The following is a 15,324-nucleotide window of genomic DNA, read 5'->3' on the forward strand; positions in this document are numbered from 1 at the left end:
TTTTACCTACCAAGGCAGCGGATTGCCTATGGTGTTGGAGCTACCTTTCTGCACAATTAGGATGTATTGCACGTGAACCTGCTTAGTCAACTTTTGCAACTTCCACGCTCGGTGAAACGAGTGATTAGCTTAGTTGTCGATTCTGCGGCGCTACTGCTGGCGTTAGTGATTGCTTACTGTTTGTCGTTTAGCCTGAATATGCCGGGCCATTTATGGCAGTGGGCCGGGGTATACGTAGGCTTAGCGGTTGGCTCGTTGGCGGTCTTTACTAGGTTAGGGTTGTATCGTGCGGTGGTGCGCTATGTCAGTATCCGAGCTCTGGGTTTGGTTTTTGCCGGGGTGCTGGTAGCAACCATCTGGTTGTATACCTTGGTACATTTGTTTGGTGTCAGTTTACCTTTCGAGGCCATCGTTAATTTTGGCTTGGTGAGTTTACTGTTGATAGGTGGTAGCCGGTTGGCCATGCGCGAAATGTATCATCGCATGGTGAGCCGTCGTAAAACGCGTGTGATGATTTATGGTGCTGGCTCGGCCGGACGCCAGTTGGCACAGGCATTGATCAATGGCGAGCAGTTTCATCCGGTAGTGTTTGTCGATGATGACAAAACCCTGCAGCGCTCAACGATTCTGGGTATCCCTGTTATCGACCCGACTCGAGTGCCTGAAGCAGTGCGCTGCTCACACATACAACGCATTCTACTGGCGCTGCCGTCTGCACCACGTTCGGTGCGTAAACAAATTCTAGAATCATTAGAATCGCTTAACGTACTGGTACAAACGGTACCTGGTATGGCCGATATGGTGAATGGCGATTTAGCCATCGATGCCTTGCAAGATGTTCACATCGAAGATTTATTGGGCCGCGACCCGGTAGACCCAGAGCCAGCGCTGATGCAGCAGCATATTCGTGGCAAAGTGGTTTTAGTTACGGGAGCCGGTGGTTCGATTGGTTCTGAGCTGTGTCGTCAGATCTTGCAACAAAAGCCAGCCGCATTAGTACTCTACGAACTTAGCGAGTACGGCCTTTACAGCATCGATAACGAACTCCGTGCGATGTCTGCGCGTTTGGGCTTATCAGTACCGATTTATCCGATGATAGGCACGGTACAGCGCCGCAACCGGGTTGAAGCCGTGATGCGCGCTTTTAAAGTGCAAACGGTTTACCATGCTGCGGCCTATAAACATGTGCCGCTGGTTGAATTTAACATGGTAGAAGGCGTGCGTAATAACGTGTTCGGCACCTGGCATACTGCGGAAGCAGCGATTGCCTCAGGCGTTGAACAGTTTGTGCTGATTTCTACAGATAAAGCGGTGCGCCCCACCAATGTGATGGGCACCACCAAACGCTTGTCAGAGTTAGTCTTGCAGGGCCTCGCGTCACGCTCTGACGTAGCGACTCGCTTCTGCATGGTACGCTTTGGTAACGTGTTAGGTTCTTCTGGCTCCGTAGTACCTCTATTTAAACGGCAAATAGCCGAGGGTGGCCCTGTTACCGTCACCCATCCAGAGATCACTCGTTACTTTATGACCATCCCTGAAGCCGCTCAGCTAGTGATCCAAGCTGGTACCATGGGAACGTCCGGTTCGGTGTTTGTGTTGGATATGGGCGATCCTGTGAAAATAGTCGATTTAGCTCGTAAAATGATTCATTTATCCGGCCTTGAAGTGCGTGATTCGAGTAACCCCCATGGCGATATCGAGATAGCCTTTAGCGGCCTGCGCCCTGGCGAGAAGCTCTACGAAGAACTGCTGATCGGCGATAATGTCATCGACTGCGCCCACCCACGTATCTGCCAAGCCCAAGAAGCCTATTTACCCTGGGATGAAATGTCTGCGTTGCTGGATGCCCTGGACGACGCCTGTCAGAACTTCAAAATTGATGAACTACGCGCGCTGTTACTCAGCGCCCCTTGCGGGTACGCACCTACTGAAAGTGAGGTGAATGATTTGTTGTGGCTACATCGTTAGTTTGAGTTGAAAAACTCAGTTGAAAGACTTGCGGCCCCAGCTACGTAGCAGGGGCCGGAGGTGGGTCTGCAAGTTCCTCACTTTACTCTGAACAAGGATAGATACATGGTTACTCCAGCAACGAGAATGCAGAATATTCGTTACGATATTCGAGGAGCTGTGCAGCAAGAAGCTGAACGTTTGGAAAAAGCAGGACATCCGATTATTCGTCTCAACATTGGTAACCTGGCGCCATACGAGCTATACGCCCCCCAAGAAATTGTTAGCGATATTGCAGAAAATCTATTTCATGCGCAGGGATACAGCCATTCCAAAGGCTTATTTCAGGCTCGTAAAGCGGTCATGCAAGAAGCCCAACGTAAGGGCATTGAAGGGGTGACCCATGAGCATATCTTTATGGGGAATGGCGTTTCTGAACTTATAAGTTTGGTGACTCAAGCTATTGTGAATCCAGATGATGAAGTGCTCATTCCATCGCCAGACTATCCGCTCTGGTCTGCGGCAGTAACCTTAGCTGGTGGCAAGCCGGTCTACTATCAATGCGACCCTGCAAATCAATGGGCCCCAAACGTTAAAGACATTGCTAGCAAGGTTACGGCAAAGACACGTGCTATTTTGGTGATTAACCCGAATAACCCAACGGGTGCTGTTTACAGTAAAGCTCTACTAACAGCCATCGCAGACATTGCTGAAACTCATCAGTTACTTCTGTTCTCTGATGAAATTTACGATAAAGTATTATTTGACGAAACTGAGCACGTTTCGATAGCTGCACTTAACCCGCGAGTGCTTTGTTTTACCTTTAACGGCTTATCAAAAGCTTATCGAGCAGCCGGGTTTCGGTCTGGATGGTTAATCATCAGTGGTGCGGTAGATCAAGCCGGTGATATTTTTAATGCGTTAGAGACGCTTTCAAGTATGCGGCTGTGTGCCAATGTTCCAGCGCAGCTTGCCGTTCAAACAGCTTTGGGCGGTAGCCAGTCGATAGAAGCTTTATGTGCACCAGAAGGGCGATTATATGAACAACGCAATTTTGCGGTCGAGCATCTTAATGCGATTCCTGGAGTCTCGGTAAATAGCCCTCAAGGAGCCATGTACTTATTCGTACATTTAGATCCTGAACTTTATCCTATAGAAAACGATCAAGACTTTGCCATGCAATTACTGCAACAAGAAAAAGTCTTGGTCGTACCAGGTAGCGGCTTTAACCTTGCCAGCAACCAATACTTCCGCATGGTGTTCTTACCCAAAATTGATGACCTACATGAAGCAATCAGCAGGATTGCCCGGTTTTTGAAAGAAAGACTTGCGGCCCCAGCTACGTAGCTGGGGCCGGAGCTGGGTCTGCAAGTTCCTCAAGCGCTAGCGCTTCATCAGCAAAAGCGGTATCTTAATCGGATACCGCTTTTGTCGTTTCTGGAGCTGAGTTTTGACCCAAGCCATCACCTTACAGCAGTAGACGTTATCGAATCGCTGGCAATGTCATCGCAGGTGTTATTTGATGGTTCGATTCAGCCGCAGGATAAAGAGCGGTTAGTTACCAATAATCGACTGTACAAAAACTTATTGAAGGCTACGAGCTTAGCAACGGTTCAAGAGCGTTTGGCTTGTTGTGAGCAAGCCGCGACACAATCTTGGTTAATGATTGATGACTGGCTTACGAATCCTGCTAGCTGGGTGGACGAATCGCCCATTGCGGATGCAGATGCAGCAGCATTTTGTCGGGCGTTGCACGAAGGGGTAGCGTTGGAAGGCAGTGCACTGCAATCTTACGCGGAGCAGGTTGCTGATGATTTGAGCTTTCTTGGTGCCAAAGCTGTAGCTGAGGTGCTCTTAGCTATGCCAAATAGCTTCGCCCATACCACGTTGCAAAATGCCGGTGGCTATTTTCAGTCATGTTGGCAAGTGTCTCTTATCTAAATTCTTTTTATTCCTTAAAAAATAAGATTAGTTGTTGCATCAGGATAAGTTCTATACTATTTTGTTTAAATAATGTAAAAAATTTATGTGGTAATTAATTTTAATTAATTTTAATTGATTAAGGAAGATCTGATGAATTTACCCAAGTTATTTGCAACTGTTTTTATTACTGCTGCCGTTGCTTTGTTTAGTCATAACAGTATGGCTCAATCCGTGCTTGATGAAAACGAAGTGACGGCGAAACGACTGAGCGAAATTTTTGAAGCGGCTTTTATGAAGCCAAAGATTGATGAGGATGGAGACATCCTAGTTGATCGCGGCGCTGTGAAAATATATGTGCAGGTAAATGAGGACAAGAAAATTATCACCTTCATTAGTATGTTTGGATTGAGTGAAGGAGCATCCGAATACGACCAACTGAAGTTTTTCAACAAGCTAAATAGCGATTTGATACTTGCGCGCTATCAGCTCATGAAGGGAAAGTTAATTGTTGATTACCAAATGCCTTATGAGGGCGGACTCATTCCCCATGCATTTATGAACTCCTTTAATTTGTTTGAATTGGTGGTGAGAGGGACTGCCATACGGGACTCTGACGATCTCATTAAATAGTAAAAACTATCGATAAAACAAGGAACCAAAATGAAAAAGCTTATTCCCTTATTATTTTTGACGCCCGGCTTTGCTTTCGCACAAACCGTTGAAAGGATCCCCGATATTGTGAAGTTGGTTGGTCCTTACGAAATCACGACAGCCCAAGCCCAAAGTTCTGTGGTTCATCTCTATTTACCTTACGGTAGTGTTGGCGTTGTTGGATTAAGTGGCGGTGACACTTTTATTGAAGCTGAGGAAAATATTAATAGCTTTGACTTAGAAATATCCAAGGACAAAAAGTCGGTGTTTCTATACAACAGTTTGTCTGCAGGGACTTCTACAACCTTTGTAGTGACGACCGCCTGCAGCATATCCATCTCCGTTCATTTACACAGTATTAAGACCGATGACCCAGAGAAAGAGGTCAAACCTAAGCTATCATTAGTTTCTTCTCCTTGTGGCAAAGGAGGTTGATTTGCGGGTGAGCCACTTGCGGCCCCAGCTACGGAGCCGGGGCCGGAGGTGGGTCTGCAAGTTCCTCAAGCGCCACTTCCTGCTGTTAATTGTCAGGTGCTAGATAGCTTCATTAATATCAGCCCTGAAACAATGAGGATTGCCGCAATGATTCTCGTTGCGTTGACGGGTTCGCCCAAAAAGGCAATACCGACAAGAAAAGCTCCTACAGCCCCTATCCCTGTCCAAATCGTGTAGGCCGTTCCAAGTGGAATGGTTCGCATGGCAACGGCTAGCAGCCCGAAGCTGGCCACCATTGCAACAATCGTAATGACTGATGGCATGAGCCTACTAAAGCCATGAGACTGCTTCATTGTGTAAGCCCACACAATCTCAAGTACACCGGCAATGAGAAGATAGATCCAAGGCATTGAGCCCTCCGAAATATAAAGGTGCTAGGTCGTCCTAGTCATTTATTCCTAAAGTGGGGGAGGTCGTCCTCCCTTTGGCAGTATAGTTGGCACCACCCAAAAATTAACCAGTTGGGGCGTTAAGGTTTGATTGTGCCACGCCACCGTCCGCGCCGCCACCGGCACCAGCCTTCAAGTTAGAGATTGAGGTACCACGCGGCGATAGAGAAGTACAAGATCACGCCGGTAACGTCGGCAATGGAGGTGATCAACGGACCGCTTGCGGTGGCAGGGTCGAGGTTGAATCGGCTCAGCAAGAAGGGCAACGATAGCCCAATCAGGCTTCCTACTAGTACTACAAGTACCATGGTTAAGGTCACTACCACGGCTATGTCGGCGCCGCCACGCCAGATACCTAAACCAAATACGGCGGCAGCCATGGTTAACCCTAGTAGCGATGCCACCAAGCACTCTTTGCCGAGGAGGTAACTCCAATCTTTTAAACTGACATCACCGGTAGCTAATGCACGGACCATTAGGGTGCCAGATTGAGCTCCGGCATTACCACTGCTAGCGATGAGTAAAGGGAGAAAGAACAGTAAAGCCAAGTAACTTGAAATGGTCTCTTCAAAGTAGGCGATACCCGCGCCTGAAAAAATATTGCCAAATACTAGGACAACCAGCCAAAACACTCGCTTTCGATAGAGTAACGTGACACTGGCTTGTTTCACACTACTCTCGAGTTTGCCAATGGTGGCGGTTTTGTGAAAGTCTTCCGTGGCTTCTTGTTCAACAACATCCATGGCGTCGTCATAGGTAACGATACCAATCATGTGTTGGTCGTCATTGACGATAGGCAGTGCCATCAGATCGTAACGAGCAATGAGTGCGGCGATTTCTTCTTGTGATGTATGAACGCTGGCGAAGATCGGGTCATGGTTCATCAGTTCAGAAATCAGAGCCCCTACCGGTGCTAAGATAAGTTCACGTAGGGTAATAACACCAATGAGCTTTCGCTGGGTGTTCACCACATACGCGGTGTAGATGGTCTCTTTATCTGGCGCCTCGCGACGCAATATGTCGAGTGCCTGTTGGACCGTGACATGGTCAGGAAGTGTTGCATAATCAGACGTCATAATGGCACCGGCTGTTCCTTCTTGGTAGGCCGATAGTCGCAATAAGTCTTCTCGTTCAGCATGAAACAATGCAGGTAGCAAAACATCCCGTTGTTCTTGTTGGAGGCGGTTAAATAAGTCTGCTCGTTCGTCAGCTGACATTTGCTTAAAAATACTAGCCAAGTGCTTGCGACCGATTTGCAGAGCAAGCTGTTGCTGTGTTTCTTCACTTAAGTACGCGAAAATCTTAGCTTGCGTTGCCGTGGGTAGAGTACCCATCAGCAACCACAGGTCACTGAGGATAAAGTGCTCTAGGGCACTGGCAAAATCAGCTGGGTGCACGTCATCTAGTGTCTTAGCTAACGCATCGAATTGATGAGTTTCTAGCGCGTGGCGTAGATGATCAATAATGATTGGGAGCTTCATGTCTATTCTCTCACATCATGGCGCCAGCAGGCTGCGGTCTTGAACATATGCAGATGGGAATTGGTCCACCCCATGGCTAGCTGAATGTAGTAATGCAGCCGGTATAAATCGATTTTAGCTGGCACCAACAGCTGGCGCGACACTTGGTAAGGGGCGTCTTCAAGATTAATGTTCAGTGTGATGTATTTGGCCATGGATAGTGCTCGCTGCGGGGTGGTGGTGGGTAGGATAGCAGAAGTTTGCGAGCATCGGGAGAGACTTGGAGGGACTTGCGGCCCCAGCTCCGTAGCTGGGGCCGCAAGTCCTTCTTCGGCTCAATCGAAGCTGTCTAGAACGGCGCGCAGGGCGCGTTTGGCGGCGGGTTCGCCGTGTACGAGGCGGATATCGGGGATAGGGCGCTGGGCACTTTGTACGAATTCGACCAGTTCGCGCTGATCGGCGTGGGCTGAGTAGCCGCCAAGGGTATGGATACGGGCGTTGATGGCGATGCGTTGGTGGTCTAGTACCACGTAGCCGGAACTGCCGGAGCCGAGACCCTGTTCGGCGTAGCGTTGGATGTCGCGGCCGGGGGTGCCTTCGGCTTGGTAGCCGACAAAAATCAGATCGGTGCGGGCATCGGGCAGCAGCTCTTTCAGGTAGTTGACGATGCGGCCACCGCTGCACATGCCGCTGGCGGCTATGACAATCGCTGGGGTGCCGCTATCACGCAAGAGTTCCACCAGTTGTTCGTGCTGTTCGTGGCTTTCAACGATGTGCAGCCGTTCAAAATTAAGCGGATGGCGGTCGTCGGCCAGACGTTGCTTGGCTTCGTCATCCCATTGCTGGCGCAGGCGTCGATACATAGCGGTGTATTGCGATGCTAGCGGCGAATCTAAAATCACTGTCATCTTGGCCCAATCGGCGTTGCTGTGGATCAGATCTTCAAGTTCGTACAGCAGCTCTTGGGTGCGGCCGATACTAAACGCCGGAATAAGTACCGTCCCTTTATCTTCAAGGGCCCGCTCGATGACTTGTTTGAGCTGTGCTTGACGATGTTCGCGCGGTTCGTGCAGGCGGTCGCCGTAGGTACTTTCTAGTACTAAGATATCGGCGTATTCGAGTGGGGTCGGATCGGGTAGCAAGGGCGTATTTTTGCAGCCGAGGTCGCCTGAAAAGACCACCCGAAAGCCGTCTTCGATTCGCTCAAACTCGGCGTAGGCAGAGCCTAAGATGTGGCCGGCGTTGCGCAGTCGTAAGCGGATTTGATCGCGGCTAAAGGGCAGGGTGAACCATTGATCGTAAGCGATAGGCATGACTTGGCGCTGGATGCGGCGCACCAGGTGGTCAATCATGTCGTCTTGCTGGTTGCTGTGGCCGAGCTGCAATTTTAATGCATCGCTCAAGACGATCGGCAGCAAACTAGCGGTGGCTGGTGTGCAGTAAATAGGGCCGCTGAAGCCGGCGGTGATCAGCTGTGGCACGCGCCCAACGTGGTCGATGTGGCAATGAGTGAGCACCAAAGCTTCAATGGTATCGATGCTAAAGCCAAGCCCGCTGCTATCTCGGCTGCTCATGCTGCTAGCACCGCGAACGCCACCACCAGCTCCAGCAGCTCCGCCAACGCCGCCACCAACGTCGCTGTAACCCAGCGTGCCCTCTTGTTCGGCGACCGCTAGCATTTGTTGATTAAGTTGATGGCGTTTAGCATCCATCCCTTGAAACATACCGCAGTCGATCAACACGGAACATGGATTGGAGCTACCTTTGATATCGAGGTGAAGTTGATGGCAAGAACCCGTGACCCCTTCATGAGCACCATGATGTGTAATATCCATTTACATTTCTCCTTGAGTTATAAGCGAAAAATCAGCCTAGACCAGAAAAAAATTACTGACAATAGCCGATCTCTCAGGTAGCCTATTTGTATTAGGAGAGGCAGCACCTTGTTCGAACTCCGTAATCCATACTTTGGTCGCACTGCTGCCTCTTCTAATTCTTTTTATGCGCTAGCGCAAACTCCGAACAAGCTCCGATTAAGCCCCCGCTAAGTTCCAAATAAACAAGCCCTCACCAAAACCTTTACACTGTTAAAATAACGGACGCTCAAATCATCCCCAATCTGACAACGATTTCGTATAAAACCCGATTGTTTTTTAACCCTTTCGTGCCTTATTCTTTAAAAATTAACCAAGGTGCAACAAATCGTTACGATTTTGAGCCTACTATATCGAAAATGATTTATAGCGTAATCTTTACATACTACCTACAATTATAAGCACTATTTTCTGTACGGACATGGGGGAACAAGCAGTGACAGCTGGTGAGAGTAGTCATTATAAGAGGCACCGCAAGATATCGTTATATAACGGTGACGAAAAATTATCTGATATTGGAGTGCCAAGCAGTGAATCGAATGGTCAAGCCTTGCGTCGGGCCATGATGGAAATGGAACGGTCACCGATTCTGACCCACGCGGTGTTTCGGGATCGCAATGGTAAGCTTTGGGTGTTACCACGCTCAGCTTCGATCTTTAAGCGGCTCCATATCAGTATTCTAGCGCATTAAAGCTAGTTTTCGCGTTAGTTATTGCATTAAGGCGACTTCATGAGGCTATCCGCAAGGTATGCCCACGGTAGTTACACATCTAAAATCTGCTCTATTACTTTTAAGCTAGTTATCTCAATCTTCATCAGGATTCTTTTGGTTTTTGTTGGCAAACTCGCTAATCCGACTAGTCATGGTTATCTTCTTATGGTTATATAAGCTTATGTCGTAAATGCTGATGTGATGAGCTGACGGCGCTACCCATAATAATAAGAATAATTAGACTAGCAGGATTACCGAATGCGTATAATTCAGGTAGACCAACAAGCACGCGCAGTGACGCATTTGGTGTTGTCGCTTTCACTGCTATTAGCTGGGATTTTTATCCTGGGCTATCGCTACTGGGAACCGACCCAGTTGCCGCTGTACCACACCATGAGCTCATCGTTGTTATTAGGTGCGGTGTTTAATGGCTTGAGTCTCCTTACCTTTGATTTGCATTCAAAACGCTCGTGGCAGCCTTGGTTGTCGCGGGCGTTTGCCGTTATTGGGGTGGTGGTAGCTGCCAACGGCTTGTTTGGCTCCGTGATTGATCCTTACGATTCGCAGGTGCATCCGATTACGCACGGCTTGATGGGGCTATTGTCGCTGTGGTTAGCGCTGCGGTTACGTGGGCGGGTGGCGATGCGCGTGCAAGCGTTGCTGGCGGCCCCGATTGCGCTGGGCATGTTAACCATGATAGTGCTGCATTTTTATTATCAGCAGCCGTTGCTGGCGCGGCATCCGATTGGCAGTTTGATTAGTTGTACGCTGGTGTTGCTGGCGGCATTGGCGGTGTGGAATGCCAGCCGTGCTGGGCATGAGTACCTGCCTCCTGTCAGTACTTTGACTACCGGGATGGTCTTGTTAGGTTTAGCCGCCGCAACCAGCTTTGGTTTACTCACCTTTCATAACCAGATGAATAACTTGCGTGAGCAAGGTCGTGAGGTTGCCCAGAATTTAAATGAGAGTAGGCGTTCACTAGGTTCGCAGCATTTGCGGACGTTCGAGCGGATGGCCGAGCGCTGGAGTGACTATCCTGCCAGCCATCATGATCAATTGATGGACGCAGATGTTAAAGCCTACTTGGAAGATATTGATTTCCTTGAAAGTATGATGCTGCTTGAAGGGACAGATGTGGTTTGGGAGCAGAATAAAAACGGCGACAGCCATTACACCCATCTGTGGAACATCGACCCCTATTTGCGCGTGAGTGCAGCTGCGAGTTTAACCCGGATTGAAATGTTGGTTGCCTCTCGGGATAACTCGCCTGATGGAACCTTGTTGTTTGTGCGTTTGCCGGTGGAATTTACTGAATCGCATCCTCCGCACCAAGAACAGCCGGAGCGACACTTTTCGTTATTGGCGGTGTTTGACGTGCCGCTGATGCTAGCTCCGCAAACTCGCATTATGGAATCGCCTATTACCGCGTACACCATGCTTGGCCGAGGCGTGTTGATTGACTATGCGGGGTATTGGATCAGCGATGAGCAAAGAGCCTACCTCGCCAGTAAGGCATTGTTTTTGTATGACAGTGCGTTAGTAACAGACTACAACACCTCAGGTAACCCGATTCAAACCTACCTAGTAGACCTAAGCGATTTGCAAGAGCGAGCTAATCTTGAGGTGTTGGTGGTGTTTGCGGGGATTTTGCTGGTGCTGATGATGGCGCTGACGGTAGAGCGTAACCGCGAGTTGGTGTTGCAGGGCCGGCAACTGAAGTTTCAGGCCGAGCATGATGCCCTGACCGGGCTGTTTAACCGCACCACCAGTGAGCAGGTGTTAGCGGATAGGTTTCATAAAAATAAGCAGCAAACAGTGTTGTTTATCGACTTGGATGGCTTTACCTACATCAACGATAGCTTGGGCTTGCAAGTGGGTGACCGCTTACTCCAAGTGCTGGCGCAGCGGTTAGAAGCTGTGGTTGGTAAGCAGGCTATCTTAGGCCGGTTTGGTGGTGATGAGTTTTTAATCATTACCGACAAAGTGCATGACAATGAACGGGCGGTCAAAGAGTTGACGGATAAGTTATTAGCGGCCGTCGCACAGCCGTATCGGATCATGCACCATAAAATATACTTAACTGCCAGCATTGGCGTGGCGCATCAAACGGACGACCAATATGCGCCATTGGAGTTGGTGCAGCGGGCCGATATGGCCATGCACCAAGCCAAACGCCAAGGCCATAATCACGTGCAAGTGTACCAAGAAAGTATGAGCTTGCAGTTTAAATCATCGGCGGCGATGCGCTCGAGCTTGCAGGAGGCGATTGAACGCAATCAGTTAACCTTGCATTATCAGCCGATTGTGCGCTGTAGCGATACCGCGACGGTGGGCTACGAAGCCTTGTTGCGCTGGGAGCGTGAACCTGGGCGCTTTATTCCGCCGTCGGAGTTTATTCCTTTAGCCGAAATGACCGGCCAGATCATTCCGTTAAGTGAGTGGGTGTTTAGACGGGCCTGTGAGGCGGCGGTGCAATTGCAGCAATATGGGCCATGTAAGGTAGCGGTTAACTTAAGTACCTTGCACTTTAACCGCAGCGAATTTAAAGGCTTTTTAGAGCGTACGTTAGAAGAAACCGGGTGTCAGCCGCAGTGGTTAGAGTTAGAACTCACCGAAAGCATCTTGATGGAGAACACCGACTATGCGGTGGATATCTTGCAAAGCTTGCGTGATAAGCAGATCAGCATCTCGTTAGATGATTTTGGTACCGGCTTCTCCAGCTTGAGTTATCTGCGCCGTTTGCCGGTGGATAAAGTAAAAATTGATCGGAGTTTTGTGGCTGGGATCAAAACCCATCGCAGTGACCGAGTGTTGATTGGCTCGGTGATTAAAATTGCGCAAAGTTTGAATTTTAAAGTGGTGGCAGAAGGGGTGGAGACCCCGCAACAAGCTGAGTTTGTTACTGAGCTAGGTTGTGATTATATGCAGGGCTTTTATTTTGGCCGGCCAGTGCCCCTAGACGATTTGTTTGAAAGTTAAAGGTTGTAGAAATGAAGGACGTAAGCATGTTACAGGATGATAAAAGGTTGGTGGCTGGGTCGGCGCGTGGTATCACCCACATGGCTACGGCTATGCTCTTGTTGGCGGCAGGAACGACCGCTGCTAGCGCGGCACCCGTGGCGGCAAACCAGCTTAACGTGCAGCAAATTCAGGCTGATGCCAATCAGTTAGCCCAAGCGCGGCAGCTATTGAGTCATGCCGATGCCAACGTACGTAGTAGTGCACTGAATAAGTTGCTGCAATCGGAGAATACGGCGCTGCGTGAAATGGCCTATGCGGTCGGGTTTGGCAGTGCCGACGACGTGGCGCGCGCTATTACTTTGAGCCATAGATTTAACGAAGTACAGACGTTGCAGATCACCTTGAACGAAGGTGATGGCGGTAAGGCCGAGCAATTGCGGCGCAGTTTAGGTGGCGTGATGAACGTAACCGTGCGCAGTTATAACGAGGTGAATGGCCGCTTTGAGGTGCGTAACTTCGGCGGTAGCCACAATGGTTATGGTGAAGTAGCTGGGCTGCAGGTTAGCCTATCACAAAACGCCTGCAGCGCTAAATTTGAGCTTAACGACGTGAGTGAGTTAAGTGGCAGTGTGACTTGTGCAGGAGTTACTCTGCCAGCAACGATTGACTTGTTTTAATCTCTGAAATCACGATCTGTTCCGCGTCGGCTTGCCAATGAGAATGCACCACCAGCATAAATTGGCGAGCTGCGACGTTGGCCTTGCTTAGATCGATCTCCTTTTGCTCTTGGCCGAGCATCCAAGTGCCGCTATACACAGGCACCCAGCCTTGCGCGCTGCGCTGGGAGCGGTTGGCAAGAATTTCAAAATCACGGATAAAGCTGCTACGCTGCTTGCTATGGTTAGCCAAGGTAATGCTATTAAGCTGTTGTAAGTTATCACCTAGGCTAAACGTCAGCCGCACAGGATTGTGTGCTTGATAGTTACCGAGCTTGTTATAGTTCGGCCCTTGTTGCGGCTGATAGCTCCAATGGGTGCCGGTATCACCGTCGGTGAGTAGATGGCTATTGCTACCGGCGCTGGGCACATGGCTCCAAGCACTTAGCGTCACGCTTTGTTGTAGAGCATTCAGACCGGTATTATTGGCAAGATCTGCGACCAAGCCATCATTGAAAAAAGGGCCGATAGTTTCTAGTAAACGGTCGATGCGCAACACCAAGCCTTGGCCGCTATCTGCATCCACTGATTGCAACATCCCCACAGGCGTTTGGCCGACATAAACGGTACTGCCGCTCATGCCTTGATACAAAGGCGTGTTGATAGCATCGATGGGTTGTACGTAAAGGCGCAACAAATCAACGCTGCTGATGCTTACTGGGGTTAAGGTGCGAGCGCCATCGGCGCTAACGGTGCTAACACTGAGTTGGCTAGCACTTTGCAATTGTTTGAGGACATCAGCACTGGTACTGGTGAGCTCGTTAAAACTAGCGCCACAGCCCTCAGCAGCAGGGCCACTCACGCCCATAATCGATAGGTCGTAACCGAAGTTTTGAATAGCAACGGCTTCACCTTTGCTGCGCGCAGCGTTGGCGGCGGTGAGGTTGGCAAAAAAGTTGTCTTTGACGACGTGTTCGGGGGTGATCAGGTAACAGCTGTCTAGGCGTTTGAGCAAAAAGCCTTGCCCGATCTCACCGGCCTCAACAAATACCGGGGTAATGGGCGTGTTTTGTGCCCCTGCTGGTTGGGCAATAGCTGCGGTGGCGATGCTTAGCCCCACCGAGGCGGCTAGCAGCGGCTTGATTGCCGCTGTAGGTCGTAACTTAGCCATGATTCGGATATCACCTATTGTTTTTATACGAGCAGCTGTTAGCGCTCAACCACCACTTCTTCTGCTTTGATTTGTTCTTTTTTCGGAGCAAATAAGCTCCTTAACATCACGGTAAACTCAAGCATTAAGAAGATAATCGCGTACAAACTGGTCAGCGCCATCACCACAGGATCGTTACCGAAGCGCTTCCAGAGCGAGGTTTTAGCATCGTAGCCGGCGCTGCCAAGGCGCTCTACCCGTGCGACCGTGGTCTCACCATGGGTGGTGATATACATGCTGTCATCGGGTTCATAGCGCACAAAACCACGCAGCACGGCGTTGGTGTTGCGCTCAATATCGTTGTGTAGCGTCACGCGGTCGCCTTGGTCTAACTCAAACTCGCCCGATACGTAACGTACGTCGCCAAACAGTTCCTGCTCGATGATACGAATATTGCCACTGAGTAACGTCGCTGCTACCGAAGTACTCACGTCGTCACCTATCACCACTTCTCCCATGAAAGGAAAGAGCAGTTGGCGTGATTGATCCATGATCACATCCACGTACGAGCCCAATTCTTGGCGGCCAAGGTCACGTTCTAAGTAGCCGACTGAACCGTTAGCAAAGTCTGGATGTTCGAGGGTAATGACAAACTCGCTATTAGCATGATTAACAAAAAAGGTAACCTGAATACCTGGATTAACAATGATAAAATTCTCGCCAGTTTTGTAGTCAACCAGCTCCATTTGTTCTGCTGGATTTTGCTCGGGGTCCATCAGTGCCTCGCCGGTGATACCGCTAAGTACAGTCGCATCATTTGGGATACGCCACTGATTGATGGTGCTTTCGGCGGTCACAATGCTCATCACGTCCGTTCTAGCGCTTACCGTGTAAATGTTGACCCGGTCGGCAAAAAGCACGTACGCAAGCGCTGCTACCATCCCCGACAAAATCAAAAAAATCACGCTTTTACGAGTCCAGCCGCGACCGCGCAGGTTCTTCACCCGCGTTACCATAAACATGCGCATCGCGCTATTTTTCAATACGGACATAAGTATTTCTTCTTATTAAATGCGAAGACGTTATTAGCTATTAGATATTAAATA

The 15,324-nt window shown here is 49.5% G+C and carries 14 protein-coding genes; 8 read left to right on the forward strand and 6 right to left on the reverse strand.

Going from position 1 to position 15,324, the window contains the following annotated elements; all coding sequences use genetic code 11:
• Nucleotides 1–72 precede the first annotated feature (72 nt).
• The 5 genes from AB8S08_RS02725 to AB8S08_RS02745 all read left to right on the forward strand — a co-directional run bounded on the left by AB8S08_RS02725 (nucleotide 73) and on the right by AB8S08_RS02745 (nucleotide 4,956).
• The gene (locus AB8S08_RS02725) at nucleotides 73–1,968 is read left to right on the forward strand and encodes a polysaccharide biosynthesis protein (protein WP_369743454.1); all 1,896 of its coding nucleotides are present in this window, start codon (nucleotides 73–75) and stop codon (nucleotides 1,966–1,968) included.
• Nucleotides 1,969–2,073: 105 nt separating this feature from the next.
• A complete protein-coding gene (locus AB8S08_RS02730; RefSeq protein WP_369743456.1) occupies nucleotides 2,074–3,294 on the forward strand; it encodes a pyridoxal phosphate-dependent aminotransferase in 1,221 nt (406 codons plus the stop codon).
• Nucleotides 3,295–3,375: 81 nt separating this feature from the next.
• On the forward strand, nucleotides 3,376–3,888 hold the full coding sequence (locus AB8S08_RS02735; protein ID WP_369743457.1) for a hypothetical protein: 513 nt from the start codon (nucleotides 3,376–3,378) through the stop codon (nucleotides 3,886–3,888).
• 132 nt (nucleotides 3,889–4,020) lie between these two features.
• Nucleotides 4,021–4,500: a YbjN domain-containing protein gene (locus tag AB8S08_RS02740; RefSeq protein WP_369743459.1), complete on the forward strand. Its 480-nt coding sequence runs from the start codon at nucleotides 4,021–4,023 to the stop codon at nucleotides 4,498–4,500.
• Nucleotides 4,501–4,530: 30 nt separating this feature from the next.
• Nucleotides 4,531–4,956 (forward strand): hypothetical protein, encoded by a 426-nt coding sequence (locus AB8S08_RS02745; protein WP_369743460.1) that lies wholly within the window; start codon nucleotides 4,531–4,533, stop codon nucleotides 4,954–4,956.
• A gap of 92 nt (nucleotides 4,957–5,048) precedes the next feature.
• On the opposite strand, the gene sugE is transcribed toward AB8S08_RS02745, so the two are convergent.
• The 4 genes from sugE to AB8S08_RS02765 form a co-directional block, all read right to left on the reverse strand.
• Nucleotides 5,049–5,366 carry a quaternary ammonium compound efflux SMR transporter SugE gene (gene sugE, locus AB8S08_RS02750; protein ID WP_313933484.1) on the reverse strand — a complete coding sequence of 106 codons (318 nt, stop codon included), beginning with the start codon at nucleotides 5,364–5,366 and terminating at the stop codon, nucleotides 5,049–5,051.
• Between the two features lie 176 nt (nucleotides 5,367–5,542).
• Nucleotides 5,543–6,886 (reverse strand): magnesium transporter, encoded by a 1,344-nt coding sequence (mgtE, locus tag AB8S08_RS02755; protein WP_114450947.1) that lies wholly within the window; start codon nucleotides 6,884–6,886, stop codon nucleotides 5,543–5,545.
• 2 nt (nucleotides 6,887–6,888) lie between these two features.
• Nucleotides 6,889–7,080 carry a hypothetical protein gene (locus tag AB8S08_RS02760; RefSeq protein ID WP_369743462.1) on the reverse strand — a complete coding sequence of 64 codons (192 nt, stop codon included), beginning with the start codon at nucleotides 7,078–7,080 and terminating at the stop codon, nucleotides 6,889–6,891.
• Between the two features lie 120 nt (nucleotides 7,081–7,200).
• Nucleotides 7,201–8,700 carry an MBL fold metallo-hydrolase RNA specificity domain-containing protein gene (locus AB8S08_RS02765; RefSeq protein ID WP_369743464.1) on the reverse strand — a complete coding sequence of 500 codons (1,500 nt, stop codon included), beginning with the start codon at nucleotides 8,698–8,700 and terminating at the stop codon, nucleotides 7,201–7,203.
• Between the two features lie 475 nt (nucleotides 8,701–9,175).
• On the opposite strand from AB8S08_RS02765, the gene AB8S08_RS02770 reads away from it, so the two are divergent.
• From AB8S08_RS02770 to AB8S08_RS02780, 3 genes are all read left to right on the forward strand, one after another.
• Nucleotides 9,176–9,430 (forward strand): hypothetical protein, encoded by a 255-nt coding sequence (locus tag AB8S08_RS02770; RefSeq protein ID WP_369743465.1) that lies wholly within the window; start codon nucleotides 9,176–9,178, stop codon nucleotides 9,428–9,430.
• A gap of 279 nt (nucleotides 9,431–9,709) precedes the next feature.
• Nucleotides 9,710–12,430 carry a putative bifunctional diguanylate cyclase/phosphodiesterase gene (locus AB8S08_RS02775; protein ID WP_369743467.1) on the forward strand — a complete coding sequence of 907 codons (2,721 nt, stop codon included), beginning with the start codon at nucleotides 9,710–9,712 and terminating at the stop codon, nucleotides 12,428–12,430.
• A gap of 26 nt (nucleotides 12,431–12,456) precedes the next feature.
• Nucleotides 12,457–13,089, forward strand: coding sequence for a hypothetical protein (locus AB8S08_RS02780; protein ID WP_369743468.1), 633 nt, complete (start codon nucleotides 12,457–12,459; stop codon nucleotides 13,087–13,089).
• On the opposite strand, the gene AB8S08_RS02785 is transcribed toward AB8S08_RS02780, so the two are convergent.
• Together AB8S08_RS02785 and AB8S08_RS02790 are read right to left on the reverse strand one after the other, a co-directional pair.
• On the reverse strand, nucleotides 13,058–14,239 hold the full coding sequence (locus tag AB8S08_RS02785) for a hypothetical protein (RefSeq protein ID WP_369743470.1): 1,182 nt from the start codon (nucleotides 14,237–14,239) through the stop codon (nucleotides 13,058–13,060). The two genes, AB8S08_RS02780 and AB8S08_RS02785, sit on opposite strands and share 32 nt — an antisense overlap.
• A gap of 38 nt (nucleotides 14,240–14,277) precedes the next feature.
• Entirely contained in the window at nucleotides 14,278–15,270 is a 993-nt protein-coding gene (locus AB8S08_RS02790; protein ID WP_369743472.1) for a hypothetical protein, read from the reverse strand.
• Nucleotides 15,271–15,324: the final 54 nt, after the last annotated feature.

Origin of the sequence: Pseudidiomarina sp. PP-1MA, from assembly GCF_041200125.1 — a bacterium.
In the GTDB taxonomy this organism is placed as follows: Bacteria; Pseudomonadota; Gammaproteobacteria; order Enterobacterales; family Alteromonadaceae; genus Pseudidiomarina; species Pseudidiomarina fusca.